Annotated in this window: 15 protein-coding genes; 8 read left to right on the top strand and 7 right to left on the bottom strand. The window is 71.6% G+C overall.

Annotation, left to right across the window (positions count from 1 at the left end; all coding sequences use genetic code 11):
- Positions 1 to 157 precede the first annotated feature (157 nt).
- Positions 158 to 8,725: a SpvB/TcaC N-terminal domain-containing protein gene (locus AB0I15_RS21195; protein ID WP_358097855.1), complete on the top strand. Its 8,568-nt coding sequence runs from the start codon at positions 158 to 160 to the stop codon at positions 8,723 to 8,725.
- A 20-nt stretch (positions 8,726 to 8,745) separates the two neighbouring features.
- Here AB0I15_RS21195 and AB0I15_RS21190 read toward each other — a convergent pair whose 3' ends face one another.
- Positions 8,746 to 9,192, bottom strand: a complete 447-nt coding sequence (locus tag AB0I15_RS21190) for a MarR family transcriptional regulator (RefSeq protein ID WP_358097852.1) — start codon at positions 9,190 to 9,192, stop codon at positions 8,746 to 8,748.
- Between the two features lie 48 nt (positions 9,193 to 9,240).
- Here AB0I15_RS21190 and AB0I15_RS21185 point away from each other — a divergent pair, with 48 nt between their 5' ends.
- From AB0I15_RS21185 to AB0I15_RS21170, 4 genes are read left to right on the top strand one after another with little or no spacing between them, the layout of a single operon-like run.
- Positions 9,241 to 10,320 (top strand): substrate-binding domain-containing protein, encoded by a 1,080-nt coding sequence (locus AB0I15_RS21185; protein WP_358097849.1) that lies wholly within the window; start codon positions 9,241 to 9,243, stop codon positions 10,318 to 10,320.
- Positions 10,321 to 10,369: 49 nt separating this feature from the next.
- A complete protein-coding gene (locus AB0I15_RS21180) occupies positions 10,370 to 11,737 on the top strand; it encodes an APC family permease (protein WP_358097846.1) in 1,368 nt (455 codons plus the stop codon).
- A complete protein-coding gene (locus tag AB0I15_RS21175) occupies positions 11,734 to 12,738 on the top strand; it encodes an acetamidase/formamidase family protein (RefSeq protein WP_358097843.1) in 1,005 nt (334 codons plus the stop codon). The genes AB0I15_RS21180 and AB0I15_RS21175 overlap by 4 nt, the downstream gene beginning before the upstream one ends.
- A gap of 57 nt (positions 12,739 to 12,795) precedes the next feature.
- Positions 12,796 to 13,620 (top strand): trypsin-like serine protease, encoded by an 825-nt coding sequence (locus AB0I15_RS21170; RefSeq protein WP_358097840.1) that lies wholly within the window; start codon positions 12,796 to 12,798, stop codon positions 13,618 to 13,620.
- Here the strand turns inward: AB0I15_RS21170 and AB0I15_RS21165 are convergent.
- The 3 genes from AB0I15_RS21165 to AB0I15_RS21155 are packed head-to-tail and all read right to left on the bottom strand — an operon-like array spanning position 13,595 to position 15,755.
- A complete protein-coding gene (locus AB0I15_RS21165; RefSeq protein ID WP_358097837.1) occupies positions 13,595 to 14,491 on the bottom strand; it encodes a Gfo/Idh/MocA family oxidoreductase in 897 nt (298 codons plus the stop codon). The two genes, AB0I15_RS21170 and AB0I15_RS21165, sit on opposite strands and share 26 nt — an antisense overlap.
- On the bottom strand, positions 14,488 to 15,399 hold the full coding sequence (locus AB0I15_RS21160; RefSeq protein WP_358097834.1) for an NAD-dependent epimerase/dehydratase family protein: 912 nt from the start codon (positions 15,397 to 15,399) through the stop codon (positions 14,488 to 14,490). Before AB0I15_RS21160 ends, AB0I15_RS21165 begins: the two co-directional genes overlap by 4 nt.
- 2 nt (positions 15,400 to 15,401) lie before the next feature.
- The gene (locus AB0I15_RS21155; RefSeq protein ID WP_358097831.1) at positions 15,402 to 15,755 is read right to left on the bottom strand and encodes a YrdB family protein; all 354 of its coding nucleotides are present in this window, start codon (positions 15,753 to 15,755) and stop codon (positions 15,402 to 15,404) included.
- A gap of 109 nt (positions 15,756 to 15,864) precedes the next feature.
- Between AB0I15_RS21155 and AB0I15_RS21150 the strand changes: the two genes are divergently transcribed.
- Genes AB0I15_RS21150 through AB0I15_RS21140 form a run of 3 tightly spaced genes read left to right on the top strand, consistent with a single transcriptional unit; the run spans position 15,865 to position 17,789 of the window.
- Complete coding sequence (locus AB0I15_RS21150) at positions 15,865 to 16,557, top strand: TetR/AcrR family transcriptional regulator (RefSeq protein WP_358097828.1); 693 nt, start codon at positions 15,865 to 15,867, stop codon at positions 16,555 to 16,557.
- A gap of 24 nt (positions 16,558 to 16,581) precedes the next feature.
- Positions 16,582 to 16,911, top strand: a complete 330-nt coding sequence (locus AB0I15_RS21145) for a helix-turn-helix transcriptional regulator (protein ID WP_358097825.1) — start codon at positions 16,582 to 16,584, stop codon at positions 16,909 to 16,911.
- Positions 16,908 to 17,789: a hypothetical protein gene (locus tag AB0I15_RS21140; RefSeq protein WP_358097822.1), complete on the top strand. Its 882-nt coding sequence runs from the start codon at positions 16,908 to 16,910 to the stop codon at positions 17,787 to 17,789. The genes AB0I15_RS21145 and AB0I15_RS21140 overlap by 4 nt, the downstream gene beginning before the upstream one ends.
- 46 nt (positions 17,790 to 17,835) lie before the next feature.
- Here the strand turns inward: AB0I15_RS21140 and AB0I15_RS21135 are convergent, their stop codons facing one another.
- From AB0I15_RS21135 to AB0I15_RS21125, 3 genes are read right to left on the bottom strand one after another with little or no spacing between them, the layout of a single operon-like run.
- The gene (locus tag AB0I15_RS21135; protein ID WP_358097821.1) at positions 17,836 to 18,423 is read right to left on the bottom strand and encodes a TetR/AcrR family transcriptional regulator; all 588 of its coding nucleotides are present in this window, start codon (positions 18,421 to 18,423) and stop codon (positions 17,836 to 17,838) included.
- Between the two features lie 10 nt (positions 18,424 to 18,433).
- Positions 18,434 to 20,836: a PEP/pyruvate-binding domain-containing protein gene (locus AB0I15_RS21130; protein WP_358097818.1), complete on the bottom strand. Its 2,403-nt coding sequence runs from the start codon at positions 20,834 to 20,836 to the stop codon at positions 18,434 to 18,436.
- Positions 20,833 to 22,209 carry an MFS transporter gene (locus AB0I15_RS21125; protein ID WP_358097815.1) on the bottom strand — a complete coding sequence of 459 codons (1,377 nt, stop codon included), beginning with the start codon at positions 22,207 to 22,209 and terminating at the stop codon, positions 20,833 to 20,835. Before AB0I15_RS21125 ends, AB0I15_RS21130 begins: the two co-directional genes overlap by 4 nt.
- Positions 22,210 to 22,293 lie beyond the last annotated feature (84 nt).

Below are 22,293 nucleotides of genomic sequence, written 5' to 3'. Positions count from 1 at the left end.
GGCGATGATCATTTTTATGCCGTTTTTAGTCGTAAGTCCCGCGTGTTATACGCATGCCCTCATACGGCTCGGAGTGGTAGACGTGATCATCTTTCGTTCGCGTGCTTTAGCCCTGGTCGCCTGTCTGGCCTTGGTGACGTCCAGCTTGTCCGCGAGCATGCGGCCCGCCTCCGCCGCGGCGCCCATGAGCACGAGCAACTGCGTCCCGGCGCCGGCGGCCAAGCGGCAGGCCGTGCCGCCGGCGTTCCAGGCGACCACCGGCAGGGCGGCCAGGACCCTTTCCCACGAAGGGGCCCGGCTGGACATCGGCGCCGAGGCGCTGAGCAAGCCGACGGACATCGGCGTGACCCCGCTCAGCGAGGCGCAGCTCCCCGCCCTGGGCACCGGAATGGAGAACGTGACCAAGGGGCCGCGCCGCGGCTACCGTTTCACGCCGACGCCGTTCGAGTTCAAGCGGGACATCACGGTCAGCCTGCCGTACGACCCGGTGGCGCTGAAGGCCTCCGGGCTCTCCCCGCAGGACGTGCGGACCTACTACTTCGACGAGCCGGACGGATGCTGGCGGGCGCTGGAGCGGGTCGCCATCGACGAGCAGGCCGGGCTGGTGGTCTCCCGCACGAACCACTTCACCGACATGGTGAACGCCGCGGTGGTGGCGCCCGAGTCGCCCGAGCAGGTGTCGTTCGACCCGACGCAGATCAAGAACCTCCAGGCGGCGAGCCCGGCGGTGGGCGTGAACCAGATCGCGCCCCCGGTGGCCGGCAACCGTGGTGACTCCCGGCTGTCGTATCCGATCGAGCTGCCGGCCGGACGGACCGGGCTCGCCCCCTCGCTCGCGATCGCGTACGCCTCGGGCTCGGCCAACGGCTGGCTCGGCCTCGGCTGGGACGTGTCGACGCCCTCCATCACCGTCGACACCCGCTGGGGTGTGCCCCGCTACGACGCGCGGACGGAGAGCGAGACCTACGCCATGGCGGGCGAGCAGCTCGCCCCCGTGGCACATCGGGGCGCCCCTCGGCCGAGAGCGGCGAACAAGGTGTTCCAGCCCCGGGTCGAGGGCCGTTTCGACCGGATCGTGCGCCTCGGAGACTCGCCGAGCACGTACACCTGGGAGGTCACCGACAAGTCCGGCATCCGCTGGCTGTACGGCGGAGAGGGCGCCACGCTCGCCGACGACCAGGGCAACGTCTTCTCCTGGGCGCTGCGCGAGGTGCGCGACCGCAACGACAACACGGTGCGCTACCACTACACGCAGGTGAACGACGCCGGTATCGAGGGCGGCAGTGTGACCGGCCGCGCGCTCTATCCGAAGAAGATCACCTACACGGGCCGCGGGAACACGGAGGGCCCGTACGCGGTCACCTTCGTCCGCGACCGTGAGCTGGGCGAAGCCCGCCGGAGCGACGTGGTCGTCACGGCGCGTGGCGGGTTCAAGCACGTCGTGGCCGACCTGCTGCGCCGCGTCGAGGTCACCCTGAACGACGAGCCGGTGCGCTCCTACGAGCTGACCTACACCAAGGGCGCCTTCCACAAAACGTTGCTGAGCTCGGTCCGGCAGCGCGATGCCGACGGCAAGCCGTTCACCGCCCACGAGTTCGGCTATTTCGACGACATCCGGGACGCCGACGGCGCCTACCAGGCGTTCGCGAAGGTGGACTGGACCTCGCCCGACGACAACGTGGCCAACGACACGGTCGACGCGATCAATGACGGCGCGGGCGAGGCGGGCGCGATCAACGGCAACTCCTCCACCGGCGCCGGCGGCCACCTGTACGTCGGCTGGGGCCCCAGACGCAGCAAGTCCGGCTCGGTCGGGGTCAAGGCGGGCTACAGCAGCTCCGCGGACAAGGGCCTGCTGGCCCTGGTCGACGTGGACGGCGACCACCTGCCCGACAAGGTCTTCCAGAACGGCGGCGGGTTCGGCTTCCGCAAGAACCTGGCCAAGCCGGGCGGGCAGCCGAAGTTCGCGGCCGAGATCACCCCGCTGCAGAACCTGCCGGGCATCCTGGGCGAGAGCGCCAGCACCCGTACGGTCGGCGTCGAGGCCTACCCAGGCAGCGGCGCCCTGCAACTCGACTACGTCGACACCATCTCCACCACCAACCGCTACTTCAGCGACGTCAACGGCGACGGCATCCCCGACCTGATCAACGGGGGCGCGGTGCTGTTCGGCCGGGTGGGGGCGAACGGGGCCGTGGCCTACGGCGCCGCCGCCGACACCCCGGTCCCGATCGGGTCCAGCACGGTGGCGGCGGACGGCCTGCTGCCGGACTACACCGAGGACGCGGAACGGCGGGCGGCCTCCTTCCCCCTGGTGGACAGCGTCCGCAGGTGGACGGCGCCCTACACCGGGACGGTGGGGATCACCGGCGCGGTCAGGCTGGAGCCGGCCACGCAGCCGCGCCCCGACTACGCCGATCCCGACGGCGTCCGCGTCGCGATCCAGCGCGAGGGCGCCGAGCTATGGACGACGAAGATCGCGGCGGGCGACCACGGGGAGCACGTCCCGGCCGGAGTGGACGCCGTCCAGGTCGAGCGCGGCCAGCACCTGTACTTCCGGGTCGGCTCGGTCATGGACGGCGCGGACGACCGGGTCACGTGGGATCCGAAGATCACCTACACCGGTCTGACCGGTGCGGACGCCAACGGCCTGCCGGTCTCCACCTACCAGGCGTCCGAGGACTTCACCCTGGCCGGCCGGGCGGCGCTGGCCACCGCCCCGGCCGACGGCACCCTGCGGCTCGGCGGCGCGGTCACCAAGAAGGCCGCCACCAGCGACGACGTCACCGTGCTCGTCACCCGGGCGGACGAGGTCGTCTTCGAGAAGAAGGTCGACGCCGGGTTCGTCGGGGAGATCCCGGTCTCGGGCGAGTTCGCGGTCAGCACCGGGCAGGAGCTGGCCTGGCGCATCGCGGTGGACTCGCCCATCGACGTGACCGTGCTGGAGTGGGCGCCCACCGCCCAGCTCGTCGCCGAGGACGGCAGGCCGTTCGTGGTGCCGTACGACATCGACACCTACTCGGCGGGCGGGGACCGGCCGGCGCGGCCGTTCGCGGTGGCGGCCGCCGGGCGGCTGGCCGTCACGCCCGCCCTGACCGCGGCCGACGGGACGAGCGGGACCGTGGTCTTCACCGTCAAGCGGCGGAACGAGCTGCTGGCCAAGACGACGCTGACCGTCGGCGCCACCGCGGAGGCGGTGGAGGTCGACGCCAGGGCCGGCGACGAGCTGTACTTCGACTTCACGGCAGCCGATCCGCGGCTGGCCGGCAAGATCTCCGGGCACACGGTGACCGTGGGCGGCGCCGAGGCCGACTCGACCCTGCACACCCGGGCCGAGGAGGGCGTGTACGGCAGGCCGTACCGCGGCTGGGCCGCCGTCGGCTACAACGGCAACGGCGCACGGGCGGAGCAGCCGATCAGGCAGGCGGACCTGGCGGAGGTCGGCGACGTCAAGGCGCAACTGCCCGAGCGCGTCGATCCGCAGGCGGACCGCGCCGCGTTCGAGCGGGACCCGAGGATCACCCCGCCGAACGCGATCCTCTTCTCGCCTGACCCCGCCACCGGGCGCTGGGGCGCCGGGGAGCACAACTGGGTCGCCGCCGAGGGAGTGTCCAGCTCGCGGCTGGGTGGGCAGTCCATCGGCCTGCCCACCGCGGCCGGCCTGGCCGAGGTACGCGCCGTGCCGAGGATCTCGCGCACCGAGCAGATCTCCCTGACCGGCAGCATCGGCGGTGATGTGGGATCCGCGGGCGGCAGCGTCGCCGAGGGCACCTCCACCGGCGAGCTGGACTACATGGACATGAACGGCGACGGCTTCCCCGACGTGGTCGGCAGCGGCGGCGTGCAGTACACCGATCCGACCGGTGTGCTCGGCTCCACCCGGGGCGAGCTCCCCGGCGGGATCCGTTCCTCGTCGCAGACCGTCGGCAACGCGGGCGCGGGCAGCGCGGCCCGCACGATCACGACCGGCCGCGGCCACGCCGCACCGCCCGCCTCGGCCACGTCCAACACCTCCAGCTCCGGCAACGACATGCCGCCCTTGGGCATCGGCGGCAACCTGGGCAGCGGCAAGAGCGAGGGCAAGAGCGACCTGCTCGACATCAACGGCGACAGCCTGCCCGACCGGGTCTCCTCCGACGGGCGGGTGGCGCTCAACCTCGGCTACCGGTTCGCCGCTCCGGAGCCGTGGCCGGGGGTGACGCTCAACGACGGCCGCACCGCCAACAGCGGGCTCAACATCGGGTTCAACACCGACTTCTACGGCCTGGCCGGCGGCGCCTCGTTCAGCCGGGGCGACAGCTCCACGAGGAACTCGCTGTTCGACGTCAACGGCGACGGCCTGGCCGACCAGGTGAGCGCGGGGAGCCCGATCAAGGTCGCGCTGAACACCGGGACCGGCTTCGCCGCACCGGTCGACTTCCACGGCAGCCTGGCCGGGGTCAACACCGACAGCAACGCCAAGCTCGGCGGCGGGCTGTACTTCAGCATCAAGATCCCGATCGCGTTCGGGATCGGGGGCTACATCATCATCAACCCGGGCGCGGACGTCTCCACCGGCGCGTCGAGGGCCACGCAGAGCCTGCGCGACCTGGACGGCGACGGCTTCGCCGACCACCTGGCCTCGACCAAGGACAGCGAGCTCACCGTCGCCGCCAACAAGACCGGCCGGACCAACCTGCTCAAGACCGTCAAGCGGCCGCTGGGGTCGTCGATCGAGCTCGACTACGCCCGCGCGGGCAACACCTACGCCCAGCCCCAGTCGCAGTGGGTGCTGAGCTCGGTCAAGACCTCCGACGGGCTGGCCGGCGACGGTGCCGACGTCCAGCACACGACCTTCACCTATGCGGACGGCGTGCAGGACCGCCTGGAGCGGGAGTTCCTCGGCTACGGCACGCTCGTCGCCAGGCAACTCGACCGGTCGGGCAAGGCGCTCCGCAGCACCACCTCGAAGTTCGACACCAGCGGCTACCACACGCGCGGCCTGCTCCTCAGCGAGAGCCTGGCCGACGGCGCGGGCAAGCCGTTCAGCCGGACCGAGAACACCTACGACGCCCGCGACCTCGGTGGCGGCGCCCGGTTCCCGCAGCTCGCGCGGGTCGACTCCCTCTGGTTCGAGGGCCAGGCACAGGCCGGCAAGCAGACCAGGACCGAGATGTCGTACGACGCGCTCGGCAACGTGACCAAGAAGATCGATTACGGCGAGCCGGGGACGGGCGATGACGTCGAGACCGTCACCGGCTACACCACGTGCGCCGACACCTACATCGTCGGCGTGCCACGGACGCTCCAGGTCCGCGGCGCCGGCACCGTGATGCGCCGCGCGGACTCCATCGTGGACTGCCGGACCGGCAACGTCACCCAGCACCGGGCCCTGCTGGCCGACAACACCGCCGCGGTCACCGACCTGACCTACCATCCCACCGGCACGATCGCGACGCGCACCTCGCCACAGAACCACCGCGCGCAGCGCTACCGGCTGTCCTACACCTACGACGACGTGATCGGCAATTACGTCACCGCCACCACCGACAGCTTCGGCCTCACCTCGTCGGCCACCTATGACCTGAGGTTCGGCACGCAGCTCACCGCCGTGGACGTCAACGGGCAGCGACAGGAGAGCACCTATGACGCGGCCGGCCGGCTGACGTCATTGACCGGCCCGCTCGACCGCACCTGGTGGCGGCCCACGATCGGCATCGAATACCACCACGACGCGACCGTGCCCTACGCCGTCACCCGGCATCTGGACCGGGAGGCGGGCGGCGTCGTGGACCTCGACACCATCGACACCATCACCTTCACCGACGGGCTCGGGCGTACCGTCCAGACCAAGAAGGACGCGACGCTGGACGGCGCCGAGGCCATGACCGTCTCCGGCCGGATCGTCTTCGACGAGTTCGGCCGCGCCGTCAAGCAGTACTACCCGACCAGCGAGCCGAAGGGCGCCGCCAACACCACCCTCGCCGCGGGCTTCGACACCGTGCGGCCCACGGTGACCGACTACGACGTGCTGGACCGCACGGTCAGGTCGCAGCTCCCGGACGAGAGCGTGACCACCACCGCCTACGGGTTCGGGAACGACCGGGCGGGCGTCCGCCAGTTCGAGACGGCCGTCACCGACGCCAAGGGCAACGTGCGGCGCTCCTTCACCGACGTCGGAAAGCGGACCACCGCCGTACGCGAGCCGGGGGCCAAGGCCACCGACCCGCCCATCTGGACCAGCTACGCCTACGACCCGCTGGGCCAGATCACCACCGTCACCGACGACCGCGGCAACCGCACCCTGTCCAACTACGACCACCTGGGCCGCAGGACCGCGATCACCACCCCGGACAGCGGCACCACCACGACCGCGTACGACCCGGCGGGCAACCCGGTCCGCGAGGTCACGGCCAACCTGGCCAGGCGCGCGGCGGCGGTCACCTACACCTACGACCAGAACCGGCTGACCGAGATCAACTACCCGGTCTTCACCGGCAACAACGTGCGCTACACCTACGGCGCGGCGGGCGCGCCGGGCAACACGGCGGGCCGGGTGAGCAAGATCCAGGACGGCGCGGGTGAGATCGCGCGCGAGTACGGCCCGCTGGGCGAGGTCACGAAGGAGACCCGCACGGTGCGCGGCCCGTACCACCGCGACTTCACCACGGCCTACAGCTACGACAGTTTCGGCCGCGTGCTCGAACTCACCTACAAGGACGGTGAGGTGCTCACCTACGGCTACGACAGCGGCGGGATGATCATCTCGGCCAGTGGGTCGAAGAAGGGCAGCACGTACTCCTACCTGAAGCGGATGGACTACGACAAGTTCGGCCAGCGGGTCACGATGGAGCTGGGCAACGGCGTGCGCACCACGTTCGCCTACGACGCGGAGGAGCGCAGGCTGGCCACCCTGAAGTCGGCGCAGCCGGGCGGCCACGTCATCCAGAACCTGGGCTACCGCTACGACGCCGTCGGCAACATCACCCGCCTGCACAACGACGTCGACCTGCCGGGCCACGACGACCATTCCCGCCTGAACGGGCCCACCACCCAGACCTACACCTACGACAACCTCTACCGGCTCACCGCCGCCACCGGCGCGTACCGGTTCACGCCCGAGCAGACCGACACGTACACGCTGTCGATGGCGTACGACACCATCCACAACCTGACACGTAAGGCCCAGGACCACCGGCTCGTCGTCGAGAACCAGCCAGACCAGCCCAAGCCGGACACCACCTATGTCCAGCCCTACACGTACGCGGCCGGCAAGGCGCACACCACCAAGACGGTCGGTGACGTCGAGCTGACCTATGACGCGAACGGCAACCTGACCGACCGCCTCACCCCGCGCGGCGGCCAGCGCAGGCAGCTCATCTGGGACGAGGAGAACCGCCTGGCCTGCGTCCACGACGACTCCAGGTTCATCCCGCAGCCGCAGGACGCCACCGGGTGCGCCAAGGCGGAACAGCCGCCGACCGTCCGCTTCGCCTACGACGACCAGGGCACGCGCGTGGTCAAGGACGGGGCGCAGATCAGCCTCTATCCGAACCAGTTCTACACGACCCGCGGGCACGCCGAGTTCAAGCACGTCTTCGTGGCCGGCACCAGGATCGTCTCGAAGACCATGAAGGCGGACGACACCTTCGAGAAGGACCAGTTCTTCTACCAGAGCGACCATCTCGGCTCGACCGCGTACGGCACCGACAGGGAGGGCAAGGTCTCCCAGCACCTCGAGTACTTCCCGACCGGGGAGACCTGGGTCGACGCGCGTTCGGACGACCAGACCCTCTACCAGTTCACCGGCAAGGAGCTCGACGAGGAGACCGGCTTCACCTACCACGAGGCCCGCTACTACGACCCCAGGATGAGCCAGTGGCAGTCCGCGGACCCGGCGGCCGGCTCCTACCTGGACGGCTCACCGAACGGCGGAGTGTTCCGCAGCTCCAACCTGGCCGGGTACAGCTACGCCGCCAACGACCCGGTCGGCCACTTCGACCCGAACGGCCAGTGGGGGGAGGAGGGGCATCACTGGACGCCGCAGGCCGCCGCCCTGGCCGCGGGGCTCCCAGCGGAGGTCGCGGCGGACATCGGAGCCGCCGCCTGGGCTCCGGACACCGACAGCCGCGAGGCGATGAGCGCGTCCTCGTTGTGGAACCAGAACGACCCCACCGGGCATTTCCAGAGCACACACCTGCTGAACAACGGGAACGCGGCCCAGGTCCAGGCGGCGGCGCGGGACAGGTTCCAGGCGGTCATCGATGAGATGAACATCCATCCGAGTCCTCCCCGGGTGCTCCCGTACGCGGTCAATCCGTTCACGGGAGACCAGCTCGTGCCCCCGCCCGAGATGGTGGAGCAGATGTTCCCGCGCAGGTTCTCGGCGGCGCAGGAGAACGTTCTGCACGCCTTCGGTGACTCCTTCTCCCACGTCGATCCCGCAACCGCGAACGTGGCGGGCTGCCCGTGCATGTTCGGTCCGGCCTTCGGCCACGGGGCGCCGTTCCGGCCGAGCGTGTGGAAGTCGGTGGACAATCCGCACACGAACCCCGGCCAGTACCGGCGCTATCTCGGTGAGCTCTACGACGTCTTCCGCTCCCGCGCGGCCAAGGAGGGCCTCGCACCGAGGATGTCGCGCCGGGACTTCATCATCATGGGGATGCGCGACGTCGCGAGGTTCGCCGACCCCGTCAGGCAGCAGTTCATGCTGAAGTTCCACATCGCGCGGATGGAGCTGCAGTAGCGGACCTGGTGGGGGCGCTCTCAGAGCCTCAGCTCGGCGTGGTCGAGCGCCTCCACCAGGCTCTCCAGGTCGCGCATGAGCTGCTCGGTGCGCTCGGGCCCGAACGCCAGCGCGACCACCCCCTGCTGCTCGGCCACCGTCCCGTCCACCCGGGCGAGCAGCTCGGCCCCTCGCTCCGAAACGAACACCGCCACCCGCCGCCGATCCCCCTTCGACGGCCCCCGGTAGACCAGGGCGCGGTCGATGAGCCGGTCGACGGCCTTGGTCAGCGTCGGGTGCGGCATCAGCACGGCCTCGGCCAGCTCGCCCATCGACTCGCCGCGCCCATCGGCCAGCGCCCGCATGATGCGCCACTGCTCGACCGTGACCTCCTCGCCGGCGAGCACGGCCGCCAGGCCCCGGTTGACGCTGCGCTCCGCACGGCTCAGCAGGTAGGCGAGTGAGGACCCGAGCCCGGAGGTGGTCATGGAGAAGGTCCTTTCATCGGGGAGCTAGAACGGAGGATACTCGTCGGCGTGGCGGCGACCGTCGATCCGCTGGAAGCGCGGCTCCTCCCCTCGGACGCGGTCCGGATCGGCCTGATCGTCCCCGTCTCCGGGGTGCTCGGCCTGATGGGACCGTGCGCGATCAACTGCGCCGTGCTGGCCGCCGAGGAGCTCAACGCCGGGGGCGGTGTGCTGGGCAGGCCGGTCGAGCTGGTGCTCGTCGACGGCGGGCGGCCCGCGCGCGAGGTGGCGGCCGAGGTGGCCGGGCTGGTCCGCTCCGGGACGGTGCAGGCCGTGGCCGGTGCCCACGCCAGCGACGTGCGCGTGGCGGTGGTGGCGGCGATCGCGGGGCGGGTCCCGTTCGTCTACGCGCCTCCCTATGAGGGCGGGGGCCGGGCGCCCGGCGTCTACTTCCTCGGCGAGACCCCGGACCGGCAGCTCGCGCCGGGCATCGAATGGCTGGCCGGCACCCGGCGGGCGCGCCGCTGGTACCTGCTGGGCAACGACTACATCTGGCCGCGCCTGGTGCACGCCAGCGCCCGCGGGCGGCTGCGCGCGGCCGGCGCGAGCGTGGTGGGCGAGAGCCTCGTCCGCTACGGCGAGGCCGTGCGCCTGCTGGACCGCGTGGCCGCGGCCCGCCCCGACGCCATCCTGCTGACGCTGATCGGCAGCGACCTGGTGGCCTTCAACCGCGCGTACGCCGCCGCCGGGCTCGGCGCGGCCCGGCTCTGCGGCGCGCTGGAGGAGCACGGCCTGCTGGGCATCGGCGGCGACGGCACCGGCGAGCTGTACGCCTCCATGGGCTACTTCCGCGACCTGCCCACCGCGGCCAGCCTCGGCTTCTCCCAGCGCTACACGGCCAGGTTCGGCGAGGACGCCCCCATGCTGAACGCGCACGGCCACGGCTGCTACGAGGCCGTCGCCATGCTGGCCGCCCTGTGCGCGCGGGCCGGTTCGCTGGCGGTGCCCGCGCTGGACGCGGTCGCCGACGGCACCGTGATCACCAGTGCGCGCGGCACGCTCACGCTGCTCGACCGCCAGGTGCGCCATCCCGTGCACCTCGGCAGGGCCGATGGCCTGGAATTCTTTCTACAGAAACCTTTTCAGTAGAAAGCTTTGGCTCTAGGGTGCGAATCGCCCCCCACGCTAGGAGCCGTACATGAGCACAGTCGAGCAGTTCGGCTATCGCCAGGAACTCCAACGATCCCTCGGCTTCGCCGATCTGATGATCTATGGCTTGATCTTCATGGTGCCGATCGCGCCCTTCGGCATCTTCGGCAACGTCTTCGCGATCTCGCACGGGATGGTGGCGCTGGCGTACGTCGTCGGCCTGGTGGCGATGGCGTTCACGGCGCTGTCGTACGCGCAGATGGCCCGCGCCTTCCCGATGGCCGGCTCCGTCTACACCTACGCCGGCCGGGGCATCGCCGCCCCGGTCGGGTTCATCGCCGGCTGGGCGATCCTGCTCGACTACGTGCTCGTGCCCTCGCTGCTCTACCTGGTGGCGGGCGTGGCCATGAACTCCTTCGTGCCGGTGGTGCCGGTCTGGGCCTGGGTGGTCGCGTTCGTCGTGCTCAACACCGTCATCAACTACCTCGGTATCCAGATGACCGCGCGGATCACCCGCATCATGCTGGTGGCCGAGCTGGCCGTGCTGGCGGTCTTCCTCGTGGTCGGCGGCATCGCGCTGGCCCAGGGCAAGGCGCAGACCGGCGCGCTCACCCCGCTCTTCGACTCCTCGGCGTTCAGCCTGAGCGTGGTGTTCGCGGCCGCGTCGGTCGCCGTGCTGTCGTTCCTCGGCTTCGACGGCATCTCCACGCTGGCGGAGGAGAACAAGGAGGACGCCCGCCGGCTCGGCCGCGCCATGGTGGCCGCCCTGGCGGTCGCGGCCGTGCTGTTCGTGGTGCAGACGTGGGTGGCCGCGCTGCTCGCCCCGGACCGGGCCAAGCTGATCGCCGAGGGCGACCTGACCGGGAACGCCTTCTACGACGCCGCCGCCTTCGCCGGCGGGCCGTGGCTGGCCGTGCTCTGCGCCGTGGCCACCGCCATCGCCTGGGGCTTCGCCAACTCGCTCGTCGCGCAGGCGGCCACCTCGCGCCTGCTGTTCGCGATGGCCCGCGACAGGCAACTGCCGTCGTTCCTCGCCAGGGTGGACCCCAGGCACCGGGTGCCGGTCAACGCGACCCTGGTGGTGGCCGTGCTCTCCCTGGCCATCGGCATCTTCATGAGCACCAGGAGCACCGGCATCGGCGAGCTGGCCTCGCTGGTCAACTTCGGCGCCATGACCGCCTTCCTGCTGCTGCACGTCTCCGTCGTCGTGCACTACGTGGTCAGGCGGCGCAGCGGCAACTACTGGGCGCACCTGCTCGCGCCGGCGATCGGCTTCGCCGTCCTGGTGGCCGTCGTCATCAACCAGAACGTGGCGGCCCAGTGGGTCGGCGGCATCTGGCTGGCCCTCGGCCTGATCGTGCTCGGCATCTCCTATCTCCTGGGCCGCAGGCCCGTCCTTCCCGCGGAGGTCAAGTGAACGTCGTCTCCTATCACCCCTCGCCCGAGGAGCTGAGCTACACCTTCGGCGGGCGCCCGGCCATCGGCAAGGTACGGCCGGGCACGATCCTCGAGCTCTACACCGAGGACTGCTTCGGCGGCCTGGTGCGCGGTGTGGACGACCTGCCGTCGCGGGTGTGCGAGTTCCCCTACCTGAACCCCGTCACCGGCCCCTTCCACGTCGAGGGCGCCGAGCCGGGCGACACGCTGGCCCTGCACTTCGTCAGCATCACCCCGGCCAGGGACTGGGCGGTCTCCACGACGTTCCCCCACTTCGGCGCGCTGACCGGCACGCACACCACGGCCATGCTGCAGCCGCCGCTGGAGGAGCGGGTCTGGCGCTACGACATCGACCTGGAGCAGGGCGTGGCCGTCTACCACGCCCGGCGCAGCGACTTCAGCGTGGCGCTGCCGCTCGACCCCATGCACGGCACGGTCGGCGTGGCGCCCGCCGCGAACGAGGCCCGCATGACGATCACCCCCGACGCCCACGGCGGCAACATGGACACCCCCGAACTGCGCGCGGGCGTGACCGTCTACCTGGGGGTCAACGTCCCCGGCGGGCTGTTCGCGATCGGCGACGGGCACGGGCTGCAGGGGCACGGCGAGGTGTGCGGGACGGCGGTGGAGTCGGCCATGAACACCGTGGTCGCGGTCGAGCTGATCAAGGGGGTGGCCACGCCGTGGCCGCGGCTGGAGGACGACCTGCACCTGATGTCCACGGGGTCGGCCAGGCCGCTGGAGGACGCGTACCGGATCAGCCAGCACGACCTGGTCACCTGGACCTCGGAGCTGACCGGGCTGGACACGCTCGACGCCTACCAGCTCGTCAGCCAGGCCGGGCAGGCGCCGGTCGGGAACGTGTGCGACACGAACTACACGATGGTCGCCAAGCTGCCCAAGGCGTATCTGGGTCGGACGGCGGTGTACGGGTCGGCGCACGCCCGGCTGCGGGCTCTGGGTTCCGCGTACACAAGTTAGGGTAAACCTTGATGTCGCAGGTCAGAGCACTGATCATCTTCGTCTTAGAGTGGGAAGGTGCTCAGGTTGGTGCTGTCTCTGGTCCTGCTCGATCCAGCCGCCGTCACCGAGGTGTCGCAGCGCAACGTACCGATGCCCCGCGTCCTGACCCCCGACGGCGACCGCCTGGGCTACGCGCCGGTCCCGCGTCCCTACACGGGGGCGCGGCGGCTGACCGGGGTGCTGCTCGGGCGCGATCCGGTCACCAGGACCGACGTGCTGTGCGGGGGCACGGTGATCGGCTCGCGCAGCCGCAGCCTGGTGCTGACGGCGGCGCACTGCCTGTACCACCAGGGGCGGCTGCTCAAGCAACTGGCCTTCCTGCCGGGCTATGACCGGGGGCGCCCGCCGCTGGGGATCTGGCCGGTGGTGCGGACGTGGGTGCCGTCCAGGTGGCGCGAGCAGCCGTACTCGTCGGATCTGCTGCCGTACGACGTGGGCCTGGTCGGCGTCGAACGCCGTAAGCGCCCGCTGGAGGCCGTGACCGGGCGCGGCCTGTCGCCGATGCCCACCACGAGGGGCACCACGCTGCGCGGCCTCGAACTCCTCGGCTACCCGGCCGGCAAGGGCTACCCGGGCACCCAGATGTACCGGTGCCTGGGCGACACCGTCGAAGGGGTCTCCGAGGGGCCGGGCCTGATGGTCACCCGCAACTGCCACGCCGCGGCGGGCGGCAGCGGCGGCCCCGCCCTGTACGGCGGCGCGGTGGCGGGCGTCGTGTCCTCCTCCAGCCCGCTGAGCGACACGAAGGGCTACACCGTGCTGACCCGGCTGGGGGGCGGGCCGTTCGAGCGGATGTTCGCCAGGGCCGACCGGGTCATGCGGCTCCGAGAGCCTGCCTGACGATCTCTTCGCAGAGGGCGTGGGTGGCCAGGGCGTCGCCGGCGTCGATCCGGCGGCCCTCGCGCACGGCGGCCAGGAACGCGAGGCAGATCTGCTCGATGCCGCGCTGCCGGGCGACCGGCACCCAGTCGGGCCTCCTGGCCAGGCTCTCGCCGCCCCGGTAGTCGATGACGTCGCCGAGGTTGACCACGCGGCGCTTGGCGCCGTCGCCCATGGCCTCGCAGGTCTCCTCGCCGGCGCCGCTCATCCGGTTCATGACGCCGATGGCGGTGAAGCCGTCGCCCGACAACTCCAGGACGATGTGCTCGATCAGGCCGTCGTTGACGCGGGTCCTGATCGTGGTGCCGGTGACCTCGCCGGGCGCGAGAAACCTGAGCGTGTCCGCCACGTGGATGAAGTCGTCGAAGACCGCCCGGCGCGGGGTGTCCGGGTGGTTGTCGCGGTTCTTCTCCATGAGGACGAGGTGGCGGGGATGGGCGGCGAGCCCGGCGTATCCGGGGGCGTGGCGGCGGTTGAAGCCGACCATCAGGGATAGGTTCTCGGCCTTGGCCAGGCGTACGAGACGCTCGGACTCGGCCAGGGTGTAGGCGATCGGCTTGTCGACGTAGACGTGGATCCCGGCGCCGAGCAGTTGCTCGACGATCTCCGGGTGCGCCTCGGTGGCGGCGTGCACGAAAGCCGCGTCGGCCCCCTCCTTGATCACCTCGTCGACGCCGGTGGAGCGGCGGGCGACCCGGTAGGTGTCGCCGAGCCGGTCGAGCCGGGCCGCGTTGCGGGTGCAGAGGTGCAGGTCGAGGGCGGGCTGGGCGGCGAGGACGGGGAGGTAGGCCTTCTCCGCGATGTCACCCAGGCCGATCATGGCTATCTTCACGCCTCGAGCGTAGCCTTGAGCGCCTTGTCGATCGGCGTAGGCGCGACGCCGAACGTGCGCTGGAAGGCCGAGGAGTCGAGCACGTAGGGCGCGGTGAACTGGTAGCGGATGTGCCGCAGCTCGCCCATCATGGGCGAGACCAGCCCGGCCGCCCTGACCAGCGGCCACGGCAGCCTGACGAAGCGAGGCGCGGGCCGGCCGAGCACCTCCGCCATCCGCTGCCCCATCTGCCTGAACGTCATCGGCTCGGCCGTCGGCACGTGCCAGGGCCGGCCCCAGGCCCGCTCGTCGGCGCCGGCGGTGATGAGCGCGTCGGCCACGTCGGGCAGGTAGGTCCAGCTGTGCGGCATGTCGGCCGGCCAGATGAGCGGTATCGCCTTGCCCGCCTTGAGCGGGACCAGGAACCGGTCGCCCAGGTAGGACTGGTCGGTGGCGCCGGGGCCGAAGTAGTCGGAGCCGCGCACCTCGGTCACCCTGATCCGGCCGGCCTCGTGCGCGGCCAGCGCGTCGGCCCACATCCTGGCCCGCACCTGGGCCTTCGGGCTGGAGGAGGCGGCCGGCAGGTCCTCGGTCATCGAGACCGTGACGGGGCCGTAGGGGTAAAGGTTGCCGAGCATCACCAGCACGGCGCCGCTCGACTCGGCGGCGGCCAGGAACGAGGCTGCCATCGGCGGCCAGTCGGTGAGCCAGCGGTGGTATCGCGGGTTGACGCAGTTGTAGAGGACGTCGGCGCCCTTGGCGATCTCGGTCATCCGGGCCCGGTCCGCCACGTCGGCGGCCACCCTGACCGCCCCTTCGGGACCGCCGCCCGATCGGGTCACGACGGTGACCTCGTGGCCCTGGGCGATGAGCTTGGCGGCCAGATGCGAGCCGACCTGGCCGGAACCGACGACGATGTGCTTACCCATGATCAGACCTGCTTCCAGAGGACGCGGAGGAGCGCGTTGACGACGAAGACGGCGAAGAAGACGGCGGCCGAGGTGGTCAGGCCGGAGGCGTAGAGCGCCAGGGCGCCGCCGCCGAACCAGAGGATCTCCAGCGCGGCGCGGGCCAGGCCGGTCAGCGGGAACGTGGCGTTCGCGCCGCCGCCCGCCCCGAACAGCGCCCACGCCGCGATGAACAGCGCCGGGCCGCCGAGCCCGGCCGGCAGCTTGACCGCCCAGTTGGCACTGACCGTGAAGCCCCAGTAGCCCACCGAGACCAGCACGCCCAGCTCCAGGAAGAACATCAGGGCGGCGTTCGCGTGCTTGGCGAGGGTGAGCATCGGGACCTCCAGAGATGTGCGCTTGCGAGAGCAATGCTCTCTCAAGAGAGCAGCGTTCGTCAAGAGCAGTGCTCTCGTTTTTTGGCACCGCTCTGATACCCTGCTGTGCATGACAGCCAGCCGTACCGCAAGAGAACGCGTCAGGGCCGAGCTCACCAGGGAGATCACCGACATCGCGCGCCGCCGGCTCGCCACCGAGGGAGCGGGCGGCCTGTCCCTGCGGGCCGTGGCGCGCGAGATGGGCATGGTCTCCTCGGCCATCTACCGCTACTTCCCGAGCCGCGACGACCTGCTCACCGCGCTGATCATCGACGGCTACAACGCGCTCGGCGCGGCCGTCGAGCAGGCCGACACCACATGCCCGCCCGGCGAGTTCCTGACGCGGTGGCTGGCGGCCGCTCACGCGGTGCGCGACTGGGCGGTGACCCACCCGCACGAGTACGCCCTGGTCTACGGCTCCCCCGTCCCCGGCTACCAGGCGCCCGAGGACACGATCGCGGCCCGGGTGCGCGACGTCACCGTGCTGGGCCGCATCCTCGCGGACGCCTGGCGGGCGGGGGCGGTGCGGGAGCCCGCGCTCGAGGCCCCGGAGGGGCTCACGGCGGAGGCCGAAGCCTTCCACGCCCTGATGCCGGACGTCCCCGACAGCGTCATCTGGACCGCCGTCACGGCGTGGACCACGCTTTACGGGTGGGTCAACTTCGAGGTGTTCGGCCAGTTCAACAACACGATCGAGGACCGAAAGGCGGCCTTCGACCACTCCATGCGCCTGACGGCCGGCACGATGGGGCTTGCTCAGTAAGACTTACTAAGTTTTACTGAATACATGGCACGCAGGACACAGGAGCTGGGCCGCTTCACGGATGTGGCACTACTCGTGCTCATCAGCCTCGCCGAAGGCCAGAAGCATGGATACCGGATGATCAGCGACATCGAGCAGTTCTCGGGGACGTCGCTGGAGCCGGGCACCCTCTACGGGGCACTGATGCGGCTGGAGGAGCGCGGCTGGATCGAGCCGGTCGAGTCGGAGGAGCGGCGCAAGCCGTACCGGATCACGGCGGGCGGGCGTGACGCGCTGCGCGAGCAGCTCGCCACCCTGCGCCGCGTCGAGCAGGCCGGCGCCAGGCGCGCGGGAGTCGTCTGGGGGCCGGCATGATGCGGTTTCTCGCCCGGCTGATGCTCCGCCTCTATCCGGGGCCCTGGCGGCGGCGTTACGGCGACGAGGTCGCCGACCTGGTCGCCGAGCGCCCGATCCGCCCGCGCACGGTGCTCGACCTGGCCGGGGGCGCGGCCGACGCGTGGCTGCACCGGCGGAAGATCCCGGGGGCGAAGCCCATCAGGATCCCGCTCCCGCTGCTGCTGCCCCTGGCCTCCTACGGGCTGCTCGTGCTGTGGAACCCGGGGGTGCGCGACGTGCCCAGCCTGGGCGGTGTCTGGGCGCAGGCCGCCGGCGTGGGGAGCCTCGCCGACGAGCTGGCCCGGACGGCGACGTCGCTGTTCATCGCGTCAGGCGCGTTGGGCGTGCTCTCGGTGGCGCCACTGCTGATCACCGCGTGCTCCGCCCTGTGGCGGCCCGCCGCCGGCGCCGTCACGCGCTCCACGGCGTGGTCGGTGATCGCGACGGCCCTGCTCCTCGCCCTTCCCGTGTCGCTGTTCTGCATCCTGTTCTACAAACTGGCCTTCGCCCATGACGGCTTCCCCGTCGGGCCGCTGGGTGACGCGATGACCGGTGGTTTCCTGATGCCGATCGTGCTGTCGCTGGTGCTGCCGCTGCCCTCGATCGCGGCCAGGGCTCCGGCGCTCGTGCCCGACGTGCGCCTGAGCGGCGGCACGCTGGCGGTGGCGGCCATCCTGAACGCGCTCGCCTGGCTGGCCGTGGGCGTCCTGGTGATGCTGGGGGTCTCGCAGGCGTCGCCGGGATTCCTGACGGCGGTCGCGTCGAGCGCGCTGGTCGGCTGCGGGATGGCGACGGTGGTCGCGAGAAGCGCCCTGCGGCAGAGCCGGCCCACACTGGGCGAGCTCAGCGTCGCCTGAGCCGGATCAGCGTGGTTGGAGCAGGAACAGCGTCGCCTGAGCCGGATCAGCGTCGTTTGAGCAGGGGCACGAGGACCTCGTCCACGATCTGGACGACGAGCGGTTCAGGGATGGTGCCCTCGTGCAGGAAGTGGTGGCGCAGCAGCGCGTGCCCGGCGTCGAGGCGGCGGGGGGTGACGTCCGCCGGGTCCACCTCTCCCCGCTCGACGGCCCGGCGCACGATCTCCTCCATCAGCTCCCTGGCCTTGCCCTGGGAGTTCTTGCGCATGCTGCCCAGCGGCGACTCGCCCCTGAGCGCCTCCCCGAGCAGCCCGCGGATCGCCTCACCGGCCGGGCCCGACAGGGCCCGCGCCATGTTGGTGAGCATGGCCACCAGGTCGTCGCGCAGGTTGCCGGTGTCGGGCGACAACTCGGGCATCGGCAGCGACTGGTAGACCGCCTCCATGACCAGCTCGATGCGGGTGGGCCAGCGCCGGTAGAGCGACGCCTTGCTGGCCTTGGCCCGCTCGGCCACCCGCTCCATCGTGAGCCCGGCGTAGCCCACCTCGGCCAGCTCGTCGATCGTGGCCTGGTAGATGGCGGCGCTGAGGGCCTCGCCCCGGCGGCGCGGCAGCTTGCGGTGGTCGGTGACCATGGGATGCATCCTATGGAGCGCCGGCGACCGCACCGGTCACGGTGTCAGGGACGGTGACCGCACCCGTGACGGTGCCGGTGTCGCCGTTGACGGTGACGATCTGGCCGTCCGTCAGCACCGTGGTGCCGTCGGCCGTGCCCATGACGGCCGGGATGCCGTACTCCCTGGCCACGATGGCCGCGTGCGACGCCGCGCCGCCGGTGTCCACCACCACGGCCGCCGCCCGCTGGAACAGCGGCGTCCACGACGGGTTCGTGTACGGGCACACGAGCACGTCTCCCCCGGCGAGCCTGCCGAACTCGGCCGGTTCCCTGATCACCTTCACCGGCCCCGTCGCGGTGCCGCCCCCGGCCGGCGTGCCGGCGACCAGCGCGTCACCCGTCTCGCGGGCCGGGAAGACGGCGGCCGGGTCGATGAGCCGCACGCCGGACAGCTCCTCGCGCCTGGCCGCCCGCGCCCTGACCACCTCGCGCAACCGCCGGGCCTCGGCGGCCGGCAGCGTGGCCACGTCGTCGATCGCCTCCAGCTCCTCCAGCCGCAGGTGGAAGACGTCCTCCGGCCGGTCGAGCACGCCCGCGTCGCGCAGGCGGCGGCCCACCTCGACGATCGACCTGCGCAGGATGGGCTGCGGCATCGTGAAGTAGAAGTGGCTGTCCTCGCGGAAGGCGACACCCGCGCGGGCCGCCGCCACCCAGCGGGTGACGCGGGCCCGGCGGGCCTTGGAGCGCAGGAGAGGGTGGCGGAGCAGGCGTTCGAGCGCGTCGCCGCCCTCCTTGTGCGCGGGCGGTCCGCCGGCCAGCGCCCTGATCAGGCCGAGGACGGTCTCGGGAGAGTCTCCCCAGGTGGGCGGGGTGACGAGGATCGGGCTCGCGGTCTCGCGGTGGCCGTACTCGTCGAGGAAGGCCGCCAGCTCGGCCGCGAACTCGGCGGGCATCGGGTCCGCGTCCAGCGCGCCCGTCCGCTCGGCCAGCCCGGCCAGCCGGGCCAGCTCCAGGTTGGCGTCGGTGGTGCGGGTACGGACCCCGTGCAGCAGGTCGGCGAACAGCTCGCCGCGCCCGAGCAGCCTGACCGTCACCAGCAGCCGGAGCAGCGCGAGCCCGGTGGGCGGCAGGTAGTCGACTCTCAGGTCCGCCACGGGCCGGACGAGGGCGAGCGCCTGCCGGGGGACGGTCAGCAGCGTCGCCCACGGCATCGCGGCCAGGTCGCGCCCAGCCAGGTCGGCGACCGCCGCCAGGTAGTCGCGGAAGCGCGTGTCGTCCGTCCAGCGCGCGGGGTCGTACCTTCTGGCCTTGGCCGCCACGCGGAACGGGGCGGCCGTCATGCGCACGGTGGGCCGTGGCGTCGGTGGCCTGAGCTCGTAGACGACGCCGTCCTCCTCGCGCAGGAACCCGTCGAACGCCCGGTGCACGCCGAAGCTCTCCAGCACCCTGGTCATCAGCCCGGCCGGGCCGTGCGGCACCCACGTCGACATGTCGATCGGGTAGGGCCGCACGGGCAGGTATTCGAGGAGGATCGTGGCCAGGCGGCGCTGGATCGGGTTGAGCCGGCCCGGCGGTGGCGGCGGCAGCGCGGTCATCGGCCTGGCCTGCAGCAGGTGGACGCGGCCGCCCGCGTAGGCCCACTCGATGTCCTGGGGGCGGCCGAAGTGGGCGGCCACCTCTCCGCCCAGCCGGGTCAGCTCGGCCAGCGCCGCGTCCGGCAGGCGTTCTGGCTCCGGCCCGGCGCTCTCGTGGACGACTCCGCCCCCGGCCCTGCCGCGGATGACCACCTCACGGCGGCCGGGCGTGAAGTCGGTCCGGCCGGAGGAGTGGATGACGTAGTGGTCCGGCGTGACCAGGCCGGAGACGACGGCCTCGCCCAGTCCGCTGCTGGCGTCGACCACGAACTGGCCGCGGTCGCCGGTGACCGGGTTCGCGGTGAACATGACGCCCGCCAGGTCCGCCTCCACCATGCGCTGCACGACCACCGCGATGCGCACCTCGGCGTCGTCGATGGCCAGCCGGGCGCGGTAGGCGATCGCGCGCTCGGTCCAGAGCGAGCCCCAGCAGCGGCGTACGGCGTCGAGCAGGGCCTGCTCGCCCACGACGTTCAGGTAGGTGTCCTGCTGGCCGGCGAACGCGGCCCCTGGCAGGTCCTCGGCGGTGGCGCTGGAGCGCACGGCCACGGGCCCGCCGCCGAGCGCGGCGTAGGCGTCGGCGATCGCCCGCCGCAGCTCGCCGGGCGGTTCGACGCGCTCGAAGTGCTCCCGCGTGGCCTGGCCCCGCGCGACCAGCTCGTACGCCCGCGTGGTGACCACGAAGCCGCCGGGCACGGGGAAGCCGTTCTTGACCAGCTCCCCCAGGTTGGCGCCCTTGCCGCCGGCCTGGGCCAGGTCGTCCCGGCCGAAGGCGCTGAGGGGTGCGACGAGTTTCACGATCGGTCCTCCACGTAGGCGGTGGTGCGAAGTGGGCGCGCGGGCAGCGCCAGCGCGAGGAAGAAGGCCACCGCGAGCAGCGGCGCCATGGCGGCGAACACCGGCGGCACGGCCTCGGCGAAGGCCGCCCGGACGCCGTCGGGCAGGTCGGCGGACACGGTCGCGGGGATCCCGGACCGCACGGTGATCAGTGCTCCCACCAGGGCGACCCCGGCCGAGGCGCCGATCTGGCGCAGGAAGGTCACCGAGGAGGTGGCGGTGCCCAGGTCGGCGTACGCCACGCTGTTCTGCGCGGCCAGCACCATGACCTGCATGACGAGCCCGACCCCCAGCCCGGTCAGCAGCATGGCCAGCGCCAGCGCGAGCGGCGAGTCCCCCGCCACCCCGATCAGGCCGAGCCCGGTCCCGGCCAGCGCCGTACCCGCGACGGGGTAGGGCTTGTAGACGCCGGTCCGGGTGATCAGCCGCCCGGAGACGATGGTGGTGAGCAGCACGCCGCCCATGAGCGCGGTCACCAGCAGCCCGGCCTGCGTGGCACTCGTACGCAGCGCGATCTGCAGGTACGCCGGCATGTACGTGATCGTCCCGAACAGGGCGAACCCGATGAGCAGGCTGATCGCCACCGGCACCGCGAACGCCCGGTCCCGGAACAACCGCAGCGGCAGGATCGGATCCTTGGCGTGGCGGGCGCTCACCAGCCAGGCCACCAGCCCCGCCGCCGCGAGCACGAGGTAGCGGGGCTCGCGGGTCTGCCCCACCATGACCACCCCCACCACGGCGACGGCCAGCGTGAGCGCCCCGGCGACGTCGAGCGGCGCCCGTGTGACGGGCTTGGGCAGCTTGAGGGTGGCGCTGAGCACGACCAGCGCCAGCAGGCCCAGCGGCGGGTAGATGGCGAAGATCCACCGCCAGCTCAGCCGGTCGATGAGGAACCCGCCGACCAGCGGCCCGCCCACGGCGGCCACGATGTACGCGGCCCCGATGAGCCCGAGGAAGCGCCCGCGCTCCCGGGGGCTGACGATCTCCCCGATGATGGCCTGCGCCCCGATCATCAGCCCGCCGCCGCCCAGCCCCTGGAGGGCCCGGAAGGCGATGAACTGCGGCATCGAGGTGGCCAGCGCGCACAGCACGGCGCCGGTCACGAAGACGACGATGGCGGCCTGCATGGCGGGCTTGCGGCCGTACCGGTCGCCGAGCTTGCCGTAGATCGGCATGACCACGGTGGCGGCGGCGAGGTAGGCGGTGACGACGGCGGGCATCTGGTCGAGCCCGCCCAGGCCGCCGGCGATGGCGGGCAGGGCGGGAGCCATGATCGTCTGGTCGAGGGCGCCCAGCAGCATCGCCAGCATCAGGCCCGGCAGCACGAAACCCATGGCACCGCTCCTTAGAGAACGAATCGTTCTCTAAGGAGCATAGGATTCATCCCTTAGAAACGCAACGTTCACTAATGGGACAGG

Origin of the sequence: Nonomuraea sp. NPDC050643, assembly GCF_040654715.1 — a bacterium.
Lineage (GTDB): Bacteria > Actinomycetota > Actinomycetes > Streptosporangiales > Streptosporangiaceae > Nonomuraea.
The sequence above is the reverse complement of the archived record's forward strand: the minus strand, read 5'-3'. Positions and strand labels throughout refer to the sequence as shown.